Annotated in this window: 18 protein-coding genes; 11 read left to right on the top strand and 7 right to left on the bottom strand. The window is 70.7% G+C overall.

All coding sequences use genetic code 11. The annotated features are described in order from the left end of the window. Positions 1 to 126: 126 nt before the first annotated feature. Genes ACIBCU_RS30665 through kdpF form a run of 4 tightly spaced genes read right to left on the bottom strand, consistent with a single transcriptional unit; the run spans position 127 to position 4,681 of the window. The gene (locus ACIBCU_RS30665) at positions 127 to 804 is read right to left on the bottom strand and encodes a potassium-transporting ATPase subunit C (RefSeq protein WP_362929497.1); all 678 of its coding nucleotides are present in this window, start codon (positions 802 to 804) and stop codon (positions 127 to 129) included. A gap of 21 nt (positions 805 to 825) precedes the next feature. Further along, positions 826 to 2,922 carry a potassium-transporting ATPase subunit KdpB gene (gene kdpB, locus ACIBCU_RS30660; protein ID WP_399235410.1) on the bottom strand — a complete coding sequence of 699 codons (2,097 nt, stop codon included), beginning with the start codon at positions 2,920 to 2,922 and terminating at the stop codon, positions 826 to 828. Next, positions 2,919 to 4,583, bottom strand: coding sequence for a potassium-transporting ATPase subunit KdpA (kdpA, locus tag ACIBCU_RS30655; RefSeq protein WP_399235408.1), 1,665 nt, complete (start codon positions 4,581 to 4,583; stop codon positions 2,919 to 2,921). The genes kdpB and kdpA overlap by 4 nt, the downstream gene beginning before the upstream one ends. Before the next feature lie 8 nt (positions 4,584 to 4,591). Continuing rightward, positions 4,592 to 4,681, bottom strand: coding sequence for a K(+)-transporting ATPase subunit F (kdpF, locus tag ACIBCU_RS30650; RefSeq protein ID WP_033304754.1), 90 nt, complete (start codon positions 4,679 to 4,681; stop codon positions 4,592 to 4,594). Positions 4,682 to 4,888: 207 nt separating this feature from the next. On the opposite strand from kdpF, the gene ACIBCU_RS30645 reads away from it, so the two are divergent. The 5 genes from ACIBCU_RS30645 to ACIBCU_RS30625 all read left to right on the top strand — a co-directional run bounded on the left by ACIBCU_RS30645 (position 4,889) and on the right by ACIBCU_RS30625 (position 9,574). Beyond that, the gene (locus ACIBCU_RS30645; RefSeq protein ID WP_362929503.1) at positions 4,889 to 5,176 is read left to right on the top strand and encodes a hypothetical protein; all 288 of its coding nucleotides are present in this window, start codon (positions 4,889 to 4,891) and stop codon (positions 5,174 to 5,176) included. Between the two features lie 68 nt (positions 5,177 to 5,244). After that, a complete protein-coding gene (locus ACIBCU_RS30640) occupies positions 5,245 to 5,814 on the top strand; it encodes a WHG domain-containing protein (RefSeq protein ID WP_362929505.1) in 570 nt (189 codons plus the stop codon). Between the two features lie 53 nt (positions 5,815 to 5,867). After that, positions 5,868 to 7,052, top strand: a complete 1,185-nt coding sequence (locus tag ACIBCU_RS30635; RefSeq protein ID WP_399235405.1) for a GDSL-type esterase/lipase family protein — start codon at positions 5,868 to 5,870, stop codon at positions 7,050 to 7,052. Positions 7,053 to 7,178: 126 nt separating this feature from the next. Further along, entirely contained in the window at positions 7,179 to 9,338 is a 2,160-nt protein-coding gene (locus ACIBCU_RS30630; RefSeq protein WP_362929509.1) for a SpoIIE family protein phosphatase, read from the top strand. Positions 9,339 to 9,409: 71 nt separating this feature from the next. Next, complete coding sequence (locus ACIBCU_RS30625; protein WP_362929511.1) at positions 9,410 to 9,574, top strand: hypothetical protein; 165 nt, start codon at positions 9,410 to 9,412, stop codon at positions 9,572 to 9,574. A gap of 67 nt (positions 9,575 to 9,641) precedes the next feature. On the opposite strand, the gene ACIBCU_RS30620 is transcribed toward ACIBCU_RS30625, so the two are convergent. The 3 genes from ACIBCU_RS30620 to ACIBCU_RS30610 all read right to left on the bottom strand — a co-directional run bounded on the left by ACIBCU_RS30620 (position 9,642) and on the right by ACIBCU_RS30610 (position 13,650). After that, positions 9,642 to 11,087, bottom strand: coding sequence for a glyceraldehyde-3-phosphate dehydrogenase (locus ACIBCU_RS30620; protein WP_362929513.1), 1,446 nt, complete (start codon positions 11,085 to 11,087; stop codon positions 9,642 to 9,644). Between the two features lie 125 nt (positions 11,088 to 11,212). Further along, entirely contained in the window at positions 11,213 to 12,679 is a 1,467-nt protein-coding gene (locus tag ACIBCU_RS30615; protein WP_399235402.1) for a sulfatase-like hydrolase/transferase, read from the bottom strand. Then, positions 12,676 to 13,650: a TauD/TfdA family dioxygenase gene (locus ACIBCU_RS30610; protein ID WP_362929517.1), complete on the bottom strand. Its 975-nt coding sequence runs from the start codon at positions 13,648 to 13,650 to the stop codon at positions 12,676 to 12,678. Before ACIBCU_RS30610 ends, ACIBCU_RS30615 begins: the two co-directional genes overlap by 4 nt. A gap of 529 nt (positions 13,651 to 14,179) precedes the next feature. Between ACIBCU_RS30610 and ACIBCU_RS30605 the strand changes: the two genes are divergently transcribed. The 6 genes from ACIBCU_RS30605 (at position 14,180) to ACIBCU_RS30580 (ending at position 21,113) form a co-directional block, all read left to right on the top strand. Beyond that, positions 14,180 to 15,412, top strand: coding sequence for an ROK family protein (locus ACIBCU_RS30605; RefSeq protein WP_399235400.1), 1,233 nt, complete (start codon positions 14,180 to 14,182; stop codon positions 15,410 to 15,412). Between the two features lie 91 nt (positions 15,413 to 15,503). Then, positions 15,504 to 15,575 carry a putative leader peptide gene (locus tag ACIBCU_RS30600; RefSeq protein WP_362929678.1) on the top strand — a complete coding sequence of 24 codons (72 nt, stop codon included), beginning with the start codon at positions 15,504 to 15,506 and terminating at the stop codon, positions 15,573 to 15,575. Positions 15,576 to 15,830: 255 nt separating this feature from the next. Further along, positions 15,831 to 17,423 (top strand): ABC transporter substrate-binding protein, encoded by a 1,593-nt coding sequence (locus ACIBCU_RS30595; RefSeq protein WP_399235398.1) that lies wholly within the window; start codon positions 15,831 to 15,833, stop codon positions 17,421 to 17,423. Position 17,424: 1 nt separating this feature from the next. After that, on the top strand, positions 17,425 to 18,369 hold the full coding sequence (locus ACIBCU_RS30590) for an ABC transporter permease (RefSeq protein ID WP_362929523.1): 945 nt from the start codon (positions 17,425 to 17,427) through the stop codon (positions 18,367 to 18,369). 3 nt (positions 18,370 to 18,372) lie between these two features. Next, complete coding sequence (locus ACIBCU_RS30585; protein WP_399235395.1) at positions 18,373 to 19,266, top strand: ABC transporter permease; 894 nt, start codon at positions 18,373 to 18,375, stop codon at positions 19,264 to 19,266. Further along, positions 19,263 to 21,113, top strand: coding sequence for a dipeptide ABC transporter ATP-binding protein (locus tag ACIBCU_RS30580; protein WP_399235394.1), 1,851 nt, complete (start codon positions 19,263 to 19,265; stop codon positions 21,111 to 21,113). Before ACIBCU_RS30585 ends, ACIBCU_RS30580 begins: the two co-directional genes overlap by 4 nt. The last annotated feature ends 20 nt before the right edge of the window (positions 21,114 to 21,133 follow it).

Raw genomic sequence — 21,133 nt, 5'->3', positions numbered from 1 at the left:
TGGGTGGGGCGGGGGGGTTATGGGGGGCGCGCCCTACCCGCCCGGGCTTGGCGCCCGGGGGGGGGGGGGGCCCCGCGCGGGGGGGGGGTCCGGGCCGCACCCGCCGCCGCTGGCCGCCGAGCTGTGTCAGCCCTCGCTCACGTCCTTGAGCGCGGTGTTGAGCTCCAGGACGTTGACCCGGGGCTCGCCCATGAACCCGAGGGTGCGGCCCTCGGTGTGATCGGCCACCAGCTTCGCGACCTGTTCGACGGGGAGGTTGTTCTTCTCGGCGACCCGGTGGACCTGGAGTTTCGCGTACGCCGGGGAGATGCCCGGGTCGAGCCCCGAGCCGGAGGAGGTGACCGCGTCGGCCGGCACGTCCTGGGGCCGCACCTTGTAGGACGGGGTGGAGTTGTCCGCGACGACCGCCGCCTTCGCCTCGGTGACCCACGTGACCAGGGCGGCGTTGTCCGCCGAGCGGTTGGTGGCACCTGAGAGGATCAGTGAGTACTGAAGGTTCACGCTGTTGCTGCCCAGACCGTTCGACGGGCGGGGCTGGAACCACTTCAGGTCCGGCTTCGCCACCTCGTCCGCGTCGTCGGGGTTCTGCTTCGGCAGGTTGTACGTCTGCCCGATCAGGGACGACCCGACGGTCCGGCCGTTCCCGTCACTGATCTCGGAACCGTTGGCCTTTTCGCTGAAGAGTGCCTGGGCGACGCCTGTCACGGCGAGCGGGTAGAGGACGCCGCAGATGACGCTGAGGACGAGCAGGGCGCGCAGCCCCGCCCCTACGAGGCGGGCGGTGTTCTTGAGAGAGGTGTTCATGGCTGATCAGCCGTTTCTGGTTCAGGAGAGCCCGGGAACGAGGGAGAGGAGCAGGTCGATGATCTTGATGCCGATGAACGGTGCGACCAGGCCGCCGAGTCCGTAGATCCCGAGGTTGCGGCGCAGCATCCCGTCGGCGCCGGCCGGCCGGTACCTGACCCCCTTGAGGGCCAGCGGTACGAGGGCGATGATGATCAGCGCGTTGAAGATGACGGCGGACAGGATCGCGGACTCGGGTGACGCGAGGCCCATGATGTTCAGTTTTTCCAGGCCCGGGTGGACCACCGCGAACATGGCCGGGATGATCGCGAAGTACTTCGCGACATCGTTGGCGATGGAGAAGGTGGTCAGGGCGCCCCGCGTGATGAGGAGCTGCTTCCCGATCGCGACGATCTCGATGAGCTTGGTGGGGTCGGAGTCCAGGTCCACCATGTTCCCGGCCTCCTTGGCGGCCGAGGTACCGGTGTTCATCGCCACGCCGACATCCGCCTGGGCGAGCGCCGGGGCGTCGTTGGTGCCGTCCCCCGTCATCGCGACGAGCCTGCCGCCCGCCTGCTCCCGCTTGATGAGGGCCATCTTGTCCTCGGGGGTGGCCTCGGCGAGGAAGTCGTCGACTCCCGCCTCGTCGGCGATCGCCTTGGCGGTCAGCGGGTTGTCACCCGTGATCATGACGGTCCTGATGCCCATCCGCCGCAGTTCGTCGAACCGCTCCCGCATGCCGTCCTTGACGACGTCCTTCAGATGGATGACGCCCAGGATCCGGGCGCCCTTCGCATCCTCGACGGCGACGAGCAGCGGGGTGCCGCCGGCCTCCGAGATCCGGCCGGCGAGCGCACCGGCGTCGTCGGCGAGGTGGCCGCCCCGCTCCCGTACCCACGCGACGACCGAACCGGCCGCCCCCTTACGGGCCTTGAGACCGTCCACGTCCACCCCGGACATACGGGTCTGAGCCGTGAAGGCGACCCATGCGGCGTGGGTGAGCTCGCCCTGGTGGCGTTCGCGAAGACCGTACTTCTCCTTCGCGAGGACCACGATCGAGCGGCCTTCGGGAGTCTCGTCGGCCAGCGAGGACAGCTGCGCCGCATCGGCCAGCTCCGCCTCGGCCGCACCCCTCACCGGCACGAACTTTGCCGCCTGCCGGTTCCCGAGTGTGATCGTGCCGGTCTTGTCGAGCAGCAGCGTCGAGACGTCACCCGCCGCCTCCACCGCTCGCCCCGACATGGCCAGCACATTGCGCTGGACGAGACGGTCCATGCCCGCGATGCCGATCGCGGAGAGGAGGGCGCCGATGGTCGTCGGGATCAGGCAGACCAGCAGCGCGGCCAGCACGATCATGGACTGCCTGGCGCCGGCGTAGATCGCGAACGGCTGGAGGGTCACGACGGCGAGCAGGAAGACGATGGTCAGCGAGGCGAGCAGGATGTTGAGCGCGATCTCGTTGGGGGTCTTCTGCCGGGCGGCGCCCTCGACCAAGGCGATCATCCGGTCGATGAAGGTCTTCCCCGGTTCGGTGGTGATCCTCACGACGATCCGGTCGGAGAGCACCTTCGTGCCACCGGTGACGGCACTGCGGTCGCCGCCCGACTCCCGGATCACCGGGGCGGATTCGCCGGTGACGGGCGACTCGTCGACGGACGCCACGCCCGCGACGACGTCACCGTCGCCGGGGATGATGTCACCGGCCTCGCAGACGACCAGGTCGCCGACGCGCAGCTCGGTGCCGGGCACCTCCACCTCGTCACGGCCGTTCAGCCGGCGGGCGACCGTGTAGGTCTTCGCCTTGCGCAGGGTGTCGGCCTGGGCCTTGCCGCGCCCCTCGGCGACGGCCTCGGCGAGGTTGGCGAAGACGGTGGTCAGCCACAGCCAGGCCGTGATGGCCCAGCCGAACCAGTCCCCCGGATCCTGGAGCGCCAGCAGGGTGGTGACCACCGAGCCGACGAACACCACGAACATGACCGGGGACTTGACCATGACGCGCGGGTCGAGCTTCCTCACGGCGTCCGGGAAGGACCTGATCAGCTGCTTCGGGTCGAAGAGCCCCCCGCCGACACGGCCGGACGCGGCGCCGTCGCCGGACAGGTCTTCGTGCGGGGCACGGGTGGGGGTGACGGCACTCATGAGGCGAGTCCTTCGGCGAGCGGCCCCAGCGCCAGGGCCGGGAAGTAGGTCAGACCGGTGAGGATGAGGATCGTGCCGACCAGCAGGCCCGCGTAGAGGGGCTTGTCGGTCCGCAGGGTGCCCACTGTGGCGGGGACGGGGTGCTGCTCGGCGAGCGAGCCGGCCAGTGCCAGGACGAACACGATGGGCAGGAAACGCCCGAGCAGCATCGCGATGCCGATGGTGGTGTTGAACCACTGGGTGTCGGCGTTGAGCCCGGCGAAGGCGGAGCCGTTGTTGTTGGCGCCGGAGGTGTAGGCGTAGAGGATCTCGGAGAACCCGTGCGCACCGCTGTTGGTCATCGAGTCGGCCGGAGTCGGCAGAGCCATCGCCACAGCGGTGAAGCAGAGCACCAGCGCCGGCGTGATCAGGATGTAGCACGCCGCGAGCTTGATCTGCCGGGTGCCGATCTTCTTTCCGAGGTACTCGGGTGTACGGCCGACCATGAGGCCGGCGATGAACACGGCGATGACCGCCATGACCAGCATGCCGTAGAGACCGGAACCGACACCGCCGGGCGCTATCTCTCCCAACTGCATGCCGAGCATGGTGATGCCGCCTCCCAGCCCCGTGTACGAGGAGTGGGAGGAGTTCACCGCACCGGTCGACGTGAGGGTGGTCGCCACGGCGAAGATCGACGATCCGCCGATACCGAACCGTGTCTCCTTGCCCTCCATCGAACCGCCGGCGATGTCAAGAGCCGGGCCGTGGTGGGCGAACTCCGTCCACATCATCAGGGCCGTGAAGCCGATCCAGATGGTGGCCATCGTGGCGAGGATCGCGTAGCCCTGCCGCAGGTTGCCGACCATGCGGCCGAAGGTGCGGGTCAGCGCGAACGGGATCAGGAGGATCAGGAAGATCTCGAACAGGTTGGAGAAGGGGCTCGGATTCTCGAAGGGGTGGGCGGAGTTGGCGTTGAAGTAGCCGCCACCGTTCGTCCCCAGCTCCTTGATGACCTCCTGCGAGGCGACCGCGCCCCCGTTCCACTGCTGCGTGCCGCCCGTGAACTGCCCGACCTCGTGGATGCCGGAGAAGTTCTGGATGACACCGCACGCCACCAGGACGACCGCGCCGATCACGGCGATCGGCAGCAGGATGCGTACGGTGCCGCGCACCAGGTCCGTCCAGAAGTTTCCGAGCTCGCCGGTGCGGGAGCGCGAGAACCCGCGTACGAGGGCCACGGCCACGGCCATACCGACAGCGGCCGAGACGAAGTTCTGCACCGCGAGACCGCCGGTCTGCACGACGTGGCCCATGGCCTGTTCGCCGTAGTGCGACTGCCAGTCGGTGTTCGCCACGAAGGACGCCGCGGTGTTGAACGCCTGGTCCGGGTCGATCGACACGAAGCCGAGCGAACCGGGCAGAGCCCCCTGCAGACGCTGAAGCGCGTAGAGGAAGAGGACGCTCACCGCGGAGAAAGCGAGTACGCCGCGCAGATAGGCGGGCCAGCGCATCGAGGCCGACGGATCGGCTCCGACGGCACGGTAAATCCACTTTTCCGGCCGGTAATGCTTTTCCGAGGAGTAGACCCGGGCCATGTGGTCACCGAGCGGACGGTATGCGAGGGCGAGCGCGGAAATCAGCGCGAGCAACTGAAGCACACCAGCTGTTACAGGGCTCATATCGAGCTTCAGAACCTCTCCGGGTACACGAGCGCAAGGACGAGGTACACCAGCAGAGAGACGGCCACGACCAGGCCGGCGATGTTCTCGGCGGTCACAGTTTCGTCACCCCCCTTGCTATGAGAGCCACCAGTGCGAAAACCGCGATCGTGGTGGCGACGAAGGCCGGATCGGCCATCGTGAGCTCCTGTATGAAGTGAAAGGAATGGAATCGGCCGGTGCGGCCGAAGAAAAGCAAACTGCACGGCCTGCCGGGTGTTGAGCGCCTTTGACGGGCTCCATACGGGCGGGGTGCATTTCTTGACGTGGTCCGTACGCGAGGGTGGGCGGCTTCGCGGGCTGAAATTCCGGGCCGCGCCCCGCTCACCGCCGTCCCGGCTGCGGGAATCGTCGCCCCCGGCCTCGGAAAGCCGGACGGATCCCCGGTCGGCGACCTGGGGGGTGGCCTCTCCCCGGACGGGTGCGCTCTCCAACTGGAGCTCCGCCAACGGCTCTCCGCGCTCGTGATCGTCCAGAACCTCGTCCTCGGCGCGGACCCGGAGCGCTACGTCGCGGGGGTGCGCACACGCCCCCGCTGTGGGATTGATTCCTAGGCGCTTCGATGATTTGCCTAATGCCCCTAGGTAAATGCATAATCGAATCCGGCGGAGGAAGGGTGACCATGGCACGAGCAGGACTGACCGCAGAACGTCTGACGCAGGCCGGAGCGGACATGGCCGACGAGGTCGGCTTCGACAACGTGACCGTCGCGGCACTCGCCCGGCAGTTCGGCGTCAAGGACGCGAGCCTCTACTCGCATCTGAAGAACTCACAGGACCTCAGGACGCGGATCGCCCTGCTGGCCCTGGCGGAACTCGCCGACCGCGTCGCCGCCGCTCTGGCCGGGCGAGCCGGCAAGGACGCGCTGGAGGCGTTCGCGAACGCCTACCGCGACTACGCCCGGGAGCACCCCGGCCGCTACGCCGCCGCGCAGCTCAGGCTCGACCCGGAGGCGGCCGCCGCCAGTGCCGGTGCGAGGCACGCCCAGATGACGCGGGCGATCCTGCGTGGCTACGACCTCACGGAGCCCGACCAGACACATGCGGTCCGGCTGCTGGGCAGCGTCTTCCACGGCTACATCAGCCTGGAATCGGGCGGAAGCTTCAGCCACAGCGCCCCCGGCACGCAGGAGACCTGGTCACGGGTCCTGGATGCCCTCGACGCCCTGCTGCGCAACTGGCCCGCGCCCTGAATCCGGCCGGCCCCTCCCGGCCGAGCCGACGCACAACGGAACAGGTACGAACAATGAGCACCCGGCCCCAGCTGATGACGACGGACCTCACCGAGGACCTCCTACGCGGCGCCCTCGACCTGGAGCGCACCGAGCGCGGTCTGCTGCCGCACCGGCTGCCCGCCCGTGCGCGCGTCCAGAACACCGACGGCCAGCTGGCCATGGCGGAGGCCCAGCCCTCCGGCGTGCGCCTCGTCGTGCGTACGCGGGCGACCGTCGTGGAGCTGGACACCCTGCCCACCAAGAGGGTGTACGTGGGAGCCCCGCCCCGGCCGGACGGCGTCTACGACCTGCTGGTCGACGGCCGCCTCGCGGACCAGGCCACTGTGACGGGTGGCAACACCCTGACCATCGACATGGCCACCGGATCGGCCGGGGTCCGGCCCGGGCCGGTGGGCACCCTCCGCTTCAGCGGTCTGTCCGCAGACCTGAAGGACCTCGAGATCTGGCTGCCGCACAACGAGACCACCGAGCTGGTCGCCCTGCGCACCGACGCCCCGGTCGAGCCGGTCCCGCACCGGGGCCGGACGGTCTGGCTCCATCACGGCAGCTCCATCAGTCAGGGCTCCGATGTCGCGAGCCCCACCACCACCTGGCCCGCGCTGGCCGCCGCCCATGGCGGGGTGGAGCTGGTCAACCTGGGGTTCGGCGGCGGTGCCCTGCTCGACCCGTTCACCGCCCGCGCCCTGCGTGACACACCCGCCGACCGGATCAGCGTCAAGGTCGGCATCAACCTGGTCAACACGGACGTGATGCGCCTGCGCGCCTTCACCCCGGCCGTCCACGGCTTTCTCGACACGATCCGCGAAGGACACCCCACCACCCCGCTGCTGGTCGTCTCGCCCATCCTCTGTCCCATCCACGAGGAGACCCCCGGCCCCAGCACACCTGACCTCAGCGCCCTCAGCGAGGGGAAGCTGAAGTTCAGAGCCACGGGAGACCCGGCCGAAACGGCTTCCGGAAAGCTCACGCTCACCGTCATCAGGGAGGAACTCGCCCGCATCGTCGAGCAGCGGGCGGCCGAGGACCCGCATCTGCACCACCTGGACGGCCGCGAACTCTACGGCGAGGCCGATTCCGCGGAGCTGCCGCTCCCCGACGCCCTGCACCCCGACGCCGCCACGCACCGTCGCATCGGCGAACGCTTCGCGAAGCTGGCGTTCCACGCGGGCGGCCCGCTCGCCGTCGAAGGCCGCTGAGCCAATCGGCTGCGTCGGGGGAGTCGGCGGTTGAGAGCGGGAACCCGCAAAGGCATTCTTGAACAAAGGTCGCATATGGGTGTTCGTGGGCGACCTGCCTAGGCGGGGAGGACGAGTGATGAGCCCATGAGCATGGACGAGACGGGCCGCGCGGGCCCGTCGGCCGGCAGTGGTGAGCCCACACCGGAGGCCGTGGGTGAGAGGAGGCCCACCTGCGTGCCGTCCGACGAGGTGCGCTGTCAGATCCTGGAACAGCTGCCGGTGCCCGTGGCCTACTTCGGGCGGGACCAAGTGCTCGCCATGGCCAATGCGGCAGCGGCCGCTTCGGTCAGCAAGACCGAAGCGTCGCTGATCGGGCTCCTGCCCGGGGAGGTCGAGCCCGGACTGTTCCTCGAAGGCGGGAAAGGGCTCACCGAAGCCATCGACCGGGTGCTGAGGACGGGCGAGGGCGAGCCGTACGAGACGCATCTCGTGGTGGCGGGCAGCGAGCACATCTTGCAGGCGGCGATGTCGCCCGTTCGGGATGCCGCCGGCGAGGTCCAGGGAGTGTCCGTCGTGACACTCGATACGACCGAGCAGTTCCTGGCGCGCAGGCGGCTGGCCGTGCTGAACAAGGCCAGCCGGCGCATCGGCAGCACGCTCGATGTGGGGCGCACCGCCGAGGAGCTGGCGGAGCTCGCCGTCGAGGACTTCGCCGACTTCGTGACCGTCGACCTGCTCTCCGAGGTGCTGACGGGCGACGAGGCGCGTTCGGTGCTCCACAGGGACACGATCAGCTTCCACCGCGTGGCTCAGCAGTCCGTGCTCGAAGGGTGCCCCGAGTCGGTCATCCCGCTCGGTGAGATCCATGCGTACGACCGGGACTCCGAGGTGGGCCGCGCACTGGTCCTCGGGGAACCGGCGCGCTTCACCGTCGACGAGGAGGCGCTGCGGCGCTGGAGAATGGTCGATCCCGCGCGGGCGCGGAGCCTCCGTGAGAACAAGATCCACTCGATTCTGCTGGTTCCGCTGCGGGCCCGTGGCATCACTCTCGGTACGTCCATGTTCTGCCGGCACCGGACCCCCGGCGGGTTCGGTGCCGCGGATCTGCAGCTCGCCGCCGAACTCGTCTCGCGTGCGGCCGTTTGCGTGGACAACGCCCGTCGCTACACCCGCGAGCGGGCCACGGCGCTCGCCCTGCAGCGCAGCCTGCTGCCGCGCCGGGCCGCCCGGCAGCAGGCGGTCGAGGTCACGGCACGCTATCTCCCGAACACCACCGGGGCGGGCATCGGAGGGGACTGGTTCGACGTGATCCCGCTGTCGGGGGCGCGGGTCGCGCTGGTGGTCGGCGACGTCGTCGGCCACGGTCTCCACGCCTCGGCCACCATGGGCAGGCTCCGCACCGCGGTACGGACCCTCGCCGATGTCGACCTCGCACCCGAGGAACTCCTCACCCAGCTCGACGACCTGGTGCTCACGCTCGACCGTGAACAGCCGGCGGACAGCTCCGAGGGCGCGCAGGTAGCCGGTGCCACCTGCCTCTACGCCGTCTACGACCCCTCGACGGGGCTCTGCACGATGGCCAGGGCGGGCCACCCCGAGCCGATGCTGGCCTGCCCGGACGGCACCGTCAGACAGCTGCCGCTGCCCTCCGGGTCACCGCTCGGCGTGGGCGGCCTGACCTTCGAGGGGACCGAGTTCGAGCTGCCCGAGGGCAGCCGGCTCGCCCTGTACACGGACGGCCTGATCGAGACGGCCGGCCGGGACGTCGATCACGCCCTCGCCGAGCTCCGCGACCTGCTCGGCCGCTCCACGTACTCCCTCGAAGAAGCCTGCGACACCGTGATGGACGCGCTGGTTCCCGAGCAGCTGAACGACGACGTCGCCCTGCTGATGGCCCGTACCCGGCGACTCGACGCGGGCCACTACGCCGCGTGGGACCTCCCCGCCGACCCGTCCGTCGTCTCGGACGCCCGTAAGCGTGCCGCCGCCCAGCTCACGGCGTGGGGCCTGGACGACGCGGTGTTCACCACCGAGCTGGTCGTCAGCGAACTGGTCACCAACGCCATCCGCTACGGCGCCGAACCGATCCGGCTCCGCCTCATCCGGGACACCGCGCTCATCTGCGAGGTCTTCGACGGCAGCAGCACCGCCCCCCATCTGCGCCGCGCCCGGATCTTCGACGAAGGCGGACGCGGGCTCCTGCTCGTCGCGAGTCTCACCGAGCGCTGGGGCACCCGCTACACGAGCACCGGCAAGACCATCTGGGCCGAACAGCCGCTGCCGGAGGCGGAGGACCTGGTCTGAGACCGGCCCGCCACGCGCGCGGATGCCGGCTCAGCGCTGCCCCTTCGTGAAGCCGTGATGCGGCGCGCCCCGTGATCCGGCGAAGCGACGCCTTCGTGACGGCCTGCCGGCGGGAGGTTCCCGGCTCACCGTTCAGCCGGCCGGCGGCCGAGCGGACCGGGGATGCGTACGAGGCGATCCTCACGATGTCCTCCACCACTGTGGCGGTCACCGCCGACCGCAGCGGGACCGCCTGACCGGGCCGTGGCGACGGCTCCCGGTGCCGCCTCGTGGCACCGGGAGCCGTAGGGTCTTCCGCTCGGATCAGACCGCCGGTGCCGGGTAGGTCGGGTACTCGACCCCGGAGACGTGCTGGACGACCCGGACGACCTGGGAGGAGTAGCCGAACTCGTTGTCGTACCAGAGGTAGAGGATCGCGTTGTCGCCCTCGACCTTGGTGGCTCCGGCGTCGACGATCGAGGCGTGGCGCGAGCCGATGAAGTCGCTCGAGACCGCGTCGGGGGCGGTGATGAAGTCGATCTGGCGCCTGAGCGGCGAGGTCAGCGACACGTTACGGAGGTAGTCGAGGACCTCCTGGCGGTTGGTGCCGCGCGCGAGCTGCAGGTTCAGGATCGCGATCGAGACGTCCGGCACCGGGACCCGGATCGAGCTGCCGGTGATCTTCGCGTCGAGGTCGGGCAGCGCCTTGGTGACGGCGGAGGCGGCGCCCGTCTCGGTGATGACCATGTTGAGCGGCGCCGAGCGGCCCCGGCGGTCGGAGTTGTGGTAATTGTCCAGCAGGTTCTGGTCGTTGGTGAACGAGTGGACCGTCTCCACATGACCGCGCAGCACGCCGTACTCGTCCGCCATCGCCTTCAGCGGCGGGACGATCGCGTTGGTGGTGCAGGAGGCGCAGGAGATGATCTGCTCGTCCGGCTTGATCGTGTCGTGGTTCACCCCGTGCACGATGTTGGGGACGTCGCCCTTGCCGGGCGCCGTCAGGACGACCTTCGCGATGCCGGGGCGCAGGTGCTTGGACAGCCCCTCGCGGTCGCGCCAGCGACCCGTGTTGTCGATGAGGATGGCGTCCTTGATGCCGTGCGCCGTGTAGTCCACCGCCGTCGGGTCGTCGGAGTAGATCACCTGGATCTCGTTGCCGTTGGCGATGATCCGGCTGTTCGCCTCGTCGACGGTGATCGTGCCCTGGAACTGGCCGTGGATGGAGTCCCGGCGCAGCAGCGAGGCGCGCTTCACGATGTCCTGCCCGGCGCCCTGGCGTACGACGATGGCGCGCAGCCGCAGGCCGTTGCCGGAGCCGGTCTTCTCGATGAGCAGGCGGGCCAGGAGGCGGCCGATACGGCCGAACCCGTAGAGCACCACGTCACGCGCCTCTCGGCGCTCCGTCTTGTTGGCGCCCGTGGCGCCGGCCACGGCCTCGGCGGTGAAGTCGCCGACCGACAGGCCGCGGTCGTCCGACCGGTACGTCGAGGCCAGCATGCCCAGGTCGATCTGCGACGGGCCGAGGTCGAGCGCCGCGAGGGCGTGCAGGAACGGCAGCGTCTCGGTGACCGAGAGCTCCTCGCCGGCTATCTGCCGGGCGAAACGGTGGGTCTTGAGGATGCTGACCACCGACTTGTTCACCAGGGAGCGGCTGTGGAGCAGGATCGTGACGTCCCGCTCCCGGTGCAGCTTCCCGATGATCGGGATCATCGACTCCGCGATCTCCTCACGGGTCTTCCAATTGGTGAACGAGTCCTCGGTGGCAGTCACAAGTCCATCTTTCGAGCTAGGCGGTGCTCATATGTTAACCGCACCGGATTTTGATCACGCAATCGGTGCCGCCCGTGGGCTCGGCCCGCTCGAATTGATGTGCCCTGGCCAGGAGAGCGCCCCCTTCAGGGACTGGGGCGGTGACCGAACCTCACCCCCTCCCAGGGCACCTCGGCCGGGAACGGCTCCGCGCGACGCTGCCCGGCCGGCCGGGCAGGGGCCAGCTCGATCACGGGCTTCACACCCTCGATCCGCTCCAGCCACTCCAGCAGTTCCGCCAGCAGCCCGTCGGCGACTCCTCGGTGCGAGGCGAGCCCGGCGAGGTTGTCCAGCTCGTAGGGGTCGGCCGCCAGGTCGTACAGCTCGGTCTCCGTGTAGAGCCTCGCGTCCGGCTCGTTCCAGGCGTCCGCCCCTGGCGCGTCCACCGCGTACTTCCACCGTGAGGTGCGCACCGCACGGCCGACCCGGTCCTCGCTGATCTGGACGAGGACGGACCCCGCCCGGCCGGGGTCATGGCCGCCGCCGGTCAGCGGCAGCAGGGACCGCCCCTGGACGCCGTCCGGTACGGCGATGTCCGCGGCCTCCAGCAGCGTTGGCATCAGGTCCACCGTGCCGACCGGATGCCGGACGAGCCCGCCGCCGGTGAATCCGGGACCGGTGAGTGCCAGGGGCACCCGCACGGACGACTCATGGGCCGAGCGCTTGTACTCGCTGTTGCGCGTACGGAAGTGGGAGCCGTGGTCCGCGGTCCACGCCAGCACCGTGCGGTCCTCCGTGCCCAGGCTCCTGAGCGTGTCGCGCAGCCGGCCCACCCCCTCGTCGACCCGCTTGATCTGGCCGAGGTATCCGGCGAGATGACGGTGCGCGCCGCCCTGCGGAGCGCCCGGCGCGAGTGCCGCCAGGTCCGGCGGGAGCCAGGCGCCCTCATAGCGCTCGCGGTAGCCCGCGGGCGCCGGGTAGTCGTCGGTGGGGTTCTGGTGATGGGGCTCCAGCAGGGAGACGAAGAGCAGATAGGGGCGGTCGTGGTGGTCGGCCACGAAGCGGATGGCGGCGTCGATCAGGGCGTCCGAGCGGTACCCGGGAAGCCGGACCGGCTCTCCGTCCTCGTCGTGCACCACCGTGCGGTAGGCGTCCGAGGTGAACTCCAGGCGGTCCGAGGCGAGCCACTTCTCGTAACCACCCCGTCGCCCGGGCGGTACGGGGCCGTCCGGACCGTCCTCGCCCGCCAGGTGCCACTTGCCGATGTAGCCCGTCGTGTACCCGGCCTCGGCGAACGCCCCGGCGAGGGTGGGTACGTCCTCGGGGAGCGGCAGCCCGTTGCGGAAGACGCCGGACGCGGTGGGGTATCGCCCGGTCTGCAGGGCCGAACGCGCCGGCGCGCAGACGGGGTTGGGTGTGATCGCCTGCTCGAACAGGGTTCCCTCGCGGGCGATCCTGTCGAACTCGGGCGTCACCCCCGCGCGGTTGCCGTGCACTCCGGCCGTGTCCCAGCGCTGCTGGTCCGTGAGGATCACGATCACCTGCGGGGGCGCCCCGGCGGAGGGTGCCGGGGCACCGTCCGCCGGGGCGGGTGGGTCACCGTGCCCGCTCATGCGTGCGTCTTCTCCGGGGCTCCGGCGGCCTCGGCGGTCGAGGCTCCGGAGGCGATGCCGAACGAGGGGTCGGGCACCTCCTCGGGGCTGATCAGCGTCGAGGAGCGGCCGTCGGTGCCGACCGGGATGTCGCCGTCGATGGTGACGCGGCGGAGCTTGCGCTCGTGGGCGTCCGAGTCGTCCACGCCGTAGTGCTGCGTGGCGCGGTTGTCCCAGATGGCGACGTCGCCGGTCTGCCACTGCCAGCGCACGGTGTTCTCCGGACGCTCGATGTGGGACTGGAACAGGTCGAGGAGGGCGCGGGAGTCACGGCCGGTCAGCCCGCTGATGCGCTGGACGAAGTTGCCGAGGAGCAGGACGCGTTCGCCGGTCTCGGGGTGGACGCGGACCACCGGGTGTTCGGTCTGGAACTTCGTCGAGGTGAACACCTTGCGGTACTGGGCGAGGGCCTCCGGGCGGGCCTCGGGACGCACGGCCACGTAGTCGTAGTCGTTGGAGTGGACCGCGCGCAGGCTGTCGGCGAGCACGCGCAGCGGCTGGGGCAGTTCGGCGTACGCGGCACCCGTGTTGGACCAGAGGGTGTTGCCGCCGTACGGAGGGATGACGACGGCACGCAGGATCGAGAAGGCCGGATAGGCCGGCACGAAGGTCACATCCGTGTGCCACTGGTTGGCCCGGCCGCCGTGGTCGGAGTCGATGCCGAGCGAGTAACGGCCGTCGGCGGAGGGCACGGTGGGGTGGGCGATCGGCGTGCCCAGCAGTCGACCGAACGCCTCGTGGCTCTCCTCGTCCAGATGGTCCTGGCCACGGAAGAAGACGACCTTGTGGGCCAGCAGTGCGGCCCGGATCCCGGCGACCGTCGCCGGGTCCAGGTCCCCGCCGAGGCGCACCCCGGAGATGACCGCGCCGAGCCGGCCGCCGATCTTCTGGACGGTGAGGGTGGAGGCGGGGGCGGTGGTTGCTGAGGACATGACGGGATTCCCTTCGGTTTTCGAGATCGTCCAAGACCGGTCATTGATTAATCTTGGAGAGGAAGTAATCGGCCGAGCGCTGGGCGCGAGATGTGTGGGCGCTAGGAGTGTGGCTGGACCGTGGTGCGGGGCGCGGTCGTCCCGGCCGTACGGACGGACCGGAGGGGCAGGTTCAGGCAGCCTTACAGCGGCCCGGACACGCCATCGGCGTGGTGGGGCGGCCGGCGTGGGCGGGCCGCGCATCGGGAACGGCCGTCGCGGACATGTCCCGGAGACTCGCAGCGCCGCACGGCGGGCGTCAAGCACCGGCCGGTGCCCCGGAGGCCGTCCGGCGATGGTTGAATCAGCACTCCCACAACGCACGCACGGCCTCCGGTGAAGCCCCGTCAAACCGTGTCCGACCTGCGGTCCTTCCTCCGGTCGCGTACGTGGTGCGCAGCCCGCCGGAGAACCGGGCACAAGGCCCGGACTGATTTCACGCCGCCGTAATGTTGCGACGCCCTGGCGTCGCAGGATCGAAGGAAGCCCCATGGCAGCCGCCCAGCAGACCAGGGCGACCGGCGACGGCCGCCGCGAGACCAACGCCGCCACGGTGTTGCGCACGGTGCTCGATCACGGGCCCGTCGCCCGCCGGACGATCGCCGATCTCTGCGGGCTCAGCCCGGCCGCCGTCTCGCGCCAGTGCACCGACCTCGTCCGCCTCGGCCTGGTGAGGGAACTGCCCGAGCTGGTGGAGAGCAGCGGCGTGGGCCGGCCCCAGATCCCGATCGACCTGCACACCGGGATGGCCGGGGAGCCCCACGGAACAGCGGGCCCGGTGGCCGGCGGCATCCATATCGGCGTGCCCGCCTCGACGTTCGGCCTCATGGACCTGCGCGGCCGGCTCCTCGCGCGGCGCTACCTCCCGCACGATGGCATCGCTCCCGGGGACCTGTCGCGCCGGATCATCCACGCCATGCGCGGATTCCTCGACGACACGGTCCAGGGACGGCCCATGCTGGGCGTGGGGGCGGCGCTCGGCGGCTGGGTGGACCCCGCCCTGGGGACGGCGGTCCGGCACGACGCGCTCGGCTGGCACCAGCGTCCGCTGGCGGCCGAACTCGCCCGTGGTCTGGGCGGAGTCGATGTGCGGCTCGACAACCACGCCCGGGCCATCGCCCAGTCGGAGATCCTCTTCGGCCGGCCTGCGGCCCGCCGCAGCCTGGTCCATCTCTTCGTCGGCAACGTGGTCGACGCCGCCCTGGGGATCGCCGGGGTGGTCCACCAGGGACCCGGATCCGGCGCGGGCGACGTGGCCCACCTGCCCGTACCCGACTCCACGACCCCCTGCACATGCGGGAGAACCGGATGTCTGGAGGCGACGGCGTCCAACACCGCGATCGCGCTGACCGCCGTGCGCCGGGGCATCGTGCCCGAACCGGACGCGTTCCTGGTGGTGGACGCGGCAGCGGCGGGGGACCGGCGGGCGGACCGGCTGCTCCGTGAGCGGGCCCGTGCGGTCGGCCGGGCGGCGGCCCTGCTGCTCGACGTCCTCAACCCCGACCTGGTCGTGGTCACCGAACACTCCAGCCTCCTCAACCCGGACTACCTGGAGGAGATCCGGGGTGCTGCGGTCGATCTCTCCCATGTCTGCGGGGACCCCGAACGCATCGTCAGTCCGCATGCCGGGACGGCCGCATTGCCTGTGGCGGCAGGCACGATCCTGCTGAACCCGCTGTTCAGAAGCCCTTTGGCGGCAGTCGAGCGTGAGCTCAGGGGGTGAGGGGCGGGGGAGGGGACGCGTACCAGGATGCGGACATGGCGGGTTGACCGTCCGGCGGAGCCACTGTCATATTGCTCCCGTGAACCCGGATATGCGCCTTGTCTCCCGCAGGCACGTCGACCTCTGTCGACAGGCCAGCGCGGTCTGTGCTGTCCGCGACTGATCACCACCCTCTCCTCTCCGGCCCGCAACGGGCGCCGCTGACGCCGTCGCACCGGCTCGGCGATGCTCCCGGCCGACGCGGCTGTCCCGGGCTCGACCGATCCTTCAAGGCCTGATCAGCGGCCTGGTGTCCCCGTACGGGAACGCGCCTCCTACGAGCCGGGCCCCCGCACCCTCAATTCGTGCTGCAGCGGAAGCAAAGCGCCCGCGTGCCCCGCTCCACCGCCCTCTCTCTCACCATCACAGGCAGGCTTCGATGACCGAGCTGTACCCGTCCACGTCCACCGGACCGTCCCGGCGCTCCACGCTGCGCGCCGCGGGCGGCGGCACCCTGCTTCTCGGACTGGGCCTGGCGGGCTGCCGCTCGGCGGTCTCGGAGGCCTCGTCCGACGCCCGGAGCGCGGGTGCCTCACCCGAACGAGGCGGCATTCTCGACGTCGCCGTCAACGCCGACTTCGCGCCCGCCCTGCTCTTCTCGCAGAGTCAGCAGTCCCTGCAGCACCGGCTGATCTTCAACACGCTGACCCGCTACGACGACCGGCTGAGCCCGCAGCCGGAGCTGGCCGCCTCCTGGACGTACGCCGAGGACGGGCGCAGCATCACGCTGCGGCTGCGCGACGACGTCACCTTCCACAACGGCCGGAAGTTCACGGCCGACGACGTCGTCTTCGCGGTGAAGAACCTCCAGAACCCGGTGCGCGCGGCGCAGTTGCGCAGCACCGCCGGGACGATCACCGGATTCGAGAAACGGGGTGACCACGAGCTGGTGCTCAAGCTGGCGCACCCCGTGAACAACCTCTTCGACCTCTTCGAGTTCATGATCATCGCTGACTCGGAGACGGTCGAGGACGCCGTCACCGGCAGGAAGCTCATCGGCACCGGGCCGTTCAGGCTCAAGAAGTGGAGCCCCGGCTCCGGGCTGAGCCTGACGCGGAACGACAGTTACTGGCAGCCGGGCCGCCCCTATCTCGACGGCGTGGAACTGCGCGTGATACCGCAGGCCGACGCGCTGATCTCGTCCCTGCGCTCCGGCCAGTCCCAGCTCTCCTTCAACGTGCCCGGCAAGAACCTCGGCACCGTCAAGAGCGACAAGCGGCTCTCCGTCACCGACTACGACACGGGCGCCGGAGCCATCTACCTCGGCGTCAACACGACCGTCGCGCCGCTGGACGACCGGGCGGTCCGGCATGCCCTCGCCTGGGCCGTCGACCGCGACCGGCTCCTCGCGCAGACCCTCGGCGGCTACGGTCTCGCCTCCGCCGCCCCCTGGCCCAAGTCCTCGCCCGCCTTCACCGAGGCCCACCGCACCCACTACTCCCACAACCCCGGCAAGGCCAGGGAGCTGCTCCGGTCCACGGGGCACACCAAGCTCGAACTCCCCCTGCTGCACCTCGCGCTGCCGAGCGAGACCGCGATCGCCGAGTCCCTCCAGTACGACCTCGAACAGGTGGGCGTCCACGTCACGCTCCAGCCCACCGACCCCGCCACCGGGCAGAAGAAGCTGATCTCCCAGGACATGCCCGCCCTGTGGACCATGGGGCACGGCTTCGCCCAGATCCAGCCCTCCACGCTCGCGGTGAGCGCCTATCCGTTCAACGAGGCCAAGAACACCTCCCGTTACCGGTCCGACGCGTACACCACGGTGGTGCGGGAGGCCTGGACGAAGCCCGAGACGAGCGCGGCGGCGGCGAACGCCCTGCACGAGAAGATCTCCGGCATCCTGCTCGACGAGGCCTTCATCATCGACCTCGTCGTACGGGGCCAGGTCCAGGTCTCCGCCGCCGGGCTGCACGGCGTCACGCTCAACAAGTTCTCCTACCTCAACCTCGACAACGCCTACCTGGTGTGACATGCGCGGCTACCTGCTCCGGAGACTTCCCTCCGCCCTCCTCGTCCTGCTCGTCGCCTCCTTCCTGATCTTCACCATCCTGCGGCTCGTCCCCGGCGACCCCGCCAGCACCCTCGCGGGGCCCGACGCGGACGCGGCGACCGTCGCCGCGATCAGGGACCGGCTCGGCCTCGACGCGCCGCTCCTCACGCAGTACACGCACTGGATCGGCTCGCTGGTGACGGGCGACCTCGGCCCCTCGTACGCGATCGGCGGACAGACGTCCGACCTGATCCGGGACGGGCTCGGCGCCACCGTCGAACTCACCCTGGCAGGCCTGCTGTTCGTGGTCCTGCTCGGCACGGCCTTCGGCGTCCTGGGGGCCACCTCCCGTAGCCGCTGGGTCCGCTCCGCGATCCGGGTGACCACGACAGCGGCACTCGCCGTGCCGCCCTTCATCAGCGGTGTCGTCCTCGTACTCCTGTTCGCCGTGATCCTGGGCGTGCTCCCCCCGGGCGGTCGGATCGCCTTCTTCACCGCCCCCGACCTCGCGGTGCAGTACCTCCTGCTGCCCGCGCTCTGCCTCGCCCTCCCCAGCGCCGCCGTCCTCGGCCGCTACCTCAAGGACGGGATCGAGCACGCGCTGGCCGAGGAGTACATCCGCACCGCTACTGCCGCGGGTGTCGCGCCGCGCAGGCTGCTGTGGCGGCACGCCCTGCCGAACGCGCTCCCGCCCGTCGTCACCCTCCTCGGCATGCAGACCGGGCACCTGCTCGGCGGAGCCGTGCTCGTCGAGGCGATCTTCGCCTGGCCGGGCCTCGGCCAGCTCGCCGAACAGGGGCTCGTCCGCCGTGACTACCCCGTCGTCCAGGACCTCCTGCTCCTCCTCGTCGCCGTGTTCGTCCTCGTCCAGCTTTTCACCGACCTCGTCTACGCCTGGCTCGACCCCCGGATCAGGTGGGAGTGACCCATGACCACAACGACCGACCCCGTCCTCACCGGACCGCCCCCTCCCGCCGCCACCCGTAAGCCCGGCCGCCGGACCCGTCCACGCCACCCGTACCGCGTCGCGCTGTCCACCGCACGTGCCCGCACCGGCCTCGTCCTCGTCGGCGCGGTCGTCCTCGCCGGCCTGCTCGCACCACTGCTCGCGGGGCACGGGCCCACCGAGCAGAGCGCACAGAGCCTCGCCGCGTTCGGCACCTCCGGGCATCCCCTGGGCACCGACGACCTCGGCCGGGACCTGCTCAGCCGGGTCCTCCACGGCATCCGTGCCGACCTCGGCATCATCTCGGTCGCCGTGCCGCTCGGTGCCGTACTCGGCTGCCTGGCCGCGCTCCTCGCCGCCTCGCATCCGGTGGCGGACACGGTCGTACAGCGCGTCTTCGACCTCGTACTCGCCTTCCCGGGGCTGATCCTGGCCCTCGCCGTCACCGCGATCCTGGGCCCCGGCCGTACCCCCGTCATCCTGGTCATAGCCCTCGCCGAGATCCCGGTCTTCGGCCGGCTGCTGCGCAGCTCGGTCCTGGTCCAGCGGGAGCGGGAGTACGTCACCGCCGCCCGGGTCGGCGGGAGCTCCGGGCGACGGGTGCTGTTCCGTCACATCCTGCCGAACGCTGCGGACCCGTTGATCGTCCAGATCGCCGTCTCACTGACCGTCGCCGTGTTCATCGAGGGTGCGATGAGCTTCCTCGGCGTGGGCGTACGGCCGCCGGAACCCACCCTCGGGGCCGTACTGAGCCAGTCCCTGCCCTACCTCGCCGAGGCCCCCCACTTCGCGGCAGGCCCCCTGATCACCGTGACCGCGCTCGTCCTCGGACTGTCGCTCGTCGCCGAGGCGCTCAACCGGGAGGTACGCCGATGACCGACCGGCATCTGCTCGAAGTCCACGACCTCGGCGTCGAGTTCACGGCCGACGACGGTACGGCCCTGCGTGCCGTGCGCGGCGTCTCCTTCAGCCTGCGCCGTGGCGGGACACTGGCCGTCGTCGGCGAGTCCGGATCCGGCAAGTCCACCACCGCACTCGCCCTGACCCGGATGCTGCCCGGCACCGGCCGCATCACCACCGGTTCGGTCCTGCTGGACGGCCAGGACCTGGCCGACGCCACGGACGCCGAAATGCGTGCCGTGCGTGGCGCCCGCATCGGCATGATCTTCCAGGACCCCATGACGGCCCTCAACCCCGTGATGACGGCCGGCCGCCACCTCGACGAGGTGCTCCGCGCCCACGGCCACCACGACCGGTCCTCCCGCAGGGACCGCGCGGTCGAACTCCTGGACCGGGTCGGCATCCCCGAACCGCACCGCCGCGTGGACGACCACCCGCACCAGTTCTCCGGCGGTCAGCGCCAGCGGATCCTCATCGCCATGGCGCTGGCCGGCGAGCCGGACATCCTCGTCGCCGACGAGCCCACCACCGCGCTGGACGCCACCGTCCAGGACCAGATCCTCACCCTGCTCGCCGACCTCAACCGGGAGACCGGCACCGCGCTGGTCCTCATCACCCACAACATGGGCGTCGTCGCCCGCTCCTGCGAACGCGTCCTCGTCATGTACGGCGGCGGAGTCGTCGAGGACGGGCCCACCGCCGAGGTGCTCACCCGGCCCCGTCACCCGTACACCGCCGGCCTGCTCGCCGCCGTGCCCCGCCTCTCCGCCCCCTCGGGCACCCGGCTCACCGGCATCCCCGGCAGCCCGCCCGACCTTGCCCTGCTCGGTGAGGGCTGCGCCTTCGCCGACCGCTGCGCGCTCGTCGAGGACCGCTGCCGCACCACGGCACCCCCGCTCGTCGAGCTGGCGGACGGGGTGCGGGCAGCCTGTCCGCCCGCCGCCGGGCGCACCGAATCCCTGCCCGCACCCGCCCACCCCTCCCGGATCGACTGCCCCGCACCGGGAGCCGTCGTCCTGGAGGCCGAGGGACTGCGCAAGACGTATAAGGGGCGCGGGATACGGGGACGTAGGGGGTTCACCGCACTCGACGGGGTGTCGCTCACCCGCTCCGCCGGGGAAACCCTCGGCATCGTCGGCGAGTCCGGCTCCGGGAAGTCCACCCTGGCCCGCGTACTGGCGCACGCCCATCCCGCGGACGGCGGACGGCTACTTCTGGGTGGCGAGGACGTCACCCGGCCCTCGCGCCGCGAGCTCCACGCGGTGCGCCGCCAGGTCCAGATGGTGTTCCGGGACCCCTACGCCTCGCTCAACCCCCGGATGACGGTCGGGCAGATCGTCGCAGAACCCCTGCTCGCCTTCGGGATCGGCGAGCGGGACGAACGGGATGCACGGGTCGCGGAACTCCTGCGGCTCGCGGGCCTCGACCCGGCCGTCGCCGACCGGCACCCGCGCTCCTTCTCCGGCGGCCAGCGCCAGCGCATCGGCATCGCCCGGGCGCTCGCCCCCGCACCGTCCGTCCTCATCTGCGACGAACCCGTGTCCGCGCTCGACGTCTCGGTGCAGGCGCAGATCGTCGGCCTCCTCACCGACCTTCAGCGCGACCTGGGCCTCGCACTGGTCTTCATCGCGCACGACCTCGCCGTGGTCCGGCAGGTCAGCCACCGCATCGCCGTCATGCACCGGGGCCGGATCGTGGAGAGCGGCAGCGCCGACGAGATCTGCGAGAACCCGGGCGACCCGTACACCCGCGCGCTCCTGGCCGCCGCGCCCGAACCCGTGCCCCGGGCACCGCGATCCCACCGGACGGAGGTCCTCGCGTGAGCGCCTGCTGCACCCCGGGA

The organism is Streptomyces sp. NPDC051064 (assembly GCF_044455985.1).
Taxonomy (GTDB): Bacteria; Actinomycetota; Actinomycetes; order Streptomycetales; family Streptomycetaceae; genus Streptomyces.
The sequence above is the reverse complement of the archived record's forward strand: the minus strand, read 5'-3'. Positions and strand labels throughout refer to the sequence as shown.

What these genes read in the sequence shown, in the direction of transcription:
- ACIBCU_RS30605 (WP_399235400.1), top strand. Translation starts at nt 14,180, where the DNA reads ATGGCAGCCGCCCAGCAGACCAGGGCGACCGGCGACGGCCGCCGCGAG.
- ACIBCU_RS30585 (WP_399235395.1), top strand. Translation starts at nt 18,373, where the DNA reads ATGACCACAACGACCGACCCCGTCCTCACCGGACCGCCCCCTCCCGCC.
- ACIBCU_RS30635 (WP_399235405.1), top strand. Translation starts at nt 5,868, where the DNA reads ATGAGCACCCGGCCCCAGCTGATGACGACGGACCTCACCGAGGACCTC.
- kdpA (WP_399235408.1), bottom strand. Translation starts at nt 4,583, where the DNA reads ATGAGCCCTGTAACAGCTGGTGTGCTTCAGTTGCTCGCGCTGATTTCC.
- kdpB (WP_399235410.1), bottom strand. Translation starts at nt 2,922, where the DNA reads ATGAGTGCCGTCACCCCCACCCGTGCCCCGCACGAAGACCTGTCCGGC.
- ACIBCU_RS30640 (WP_362929505.1), top strand. Translation starts at nt 5,245, where the DNA reads ATGGCACGAGCAGGACTGACCGCAGAACGTCTGACGCAGGCCGGAGCG.
- ACIBCU_RS30665 (WP_362929497.1), bottom strand. Translation starts at nt 804, where the DNA reads ATGAACACCTCTCTCAAGAACACCGCCCGCCTCGTAGGGGCGGGGCTG.
- ACIBCU_RS30580 (WP_399235394.1), top strand. Translation starts at nt 19,263, where the DNA reads ATGACCGACCGGCATCTGCTCGAAGTCCACGACCTCGGCGTCGAGTTC.
- ACIBCU_RS30630 (WP_362929509.1), top strand. Translation starts at nt 7,179, where the DNA reads ATGAGCATGGACGAGACGGGCCGCGCGGGCCCGTCGGCCGGCAGTGGT.
- ACIBCU_RS30590 (WP_362929523.1), top strand. Translation starts at nt 17,425, where the DNA reads ATGCGCGGCTACCTGCTCCGGAGACTTCCCTCCGCCCTCCTCGTCCTG.
- ACIBCU_RS30615 (WP_399235402.1), bottom strand. Translation starts at nt 12,679, where the DNA reads ATGAGCGGGCACGGTGACCCACCCGCCCCGGCGGACGGTGCCCCGGCA.
- ACIBCU_RS30595 (WP_399235398.1), top strand. Translation starts at nt 15,831, where the DNA reads ATGACCGAGCTGTACCCGTCCACGTCCACCGGACCGTCCCGGCGCTCC.
- ACIBCU_RS30610 (WP_362929517.1), bottom strand. Translation starts at nt 13,650, where the DNA reads ATGTCCTCAGCAACCACCGCCCCCGCCTCCACCCTCACCGTCCAGAAG.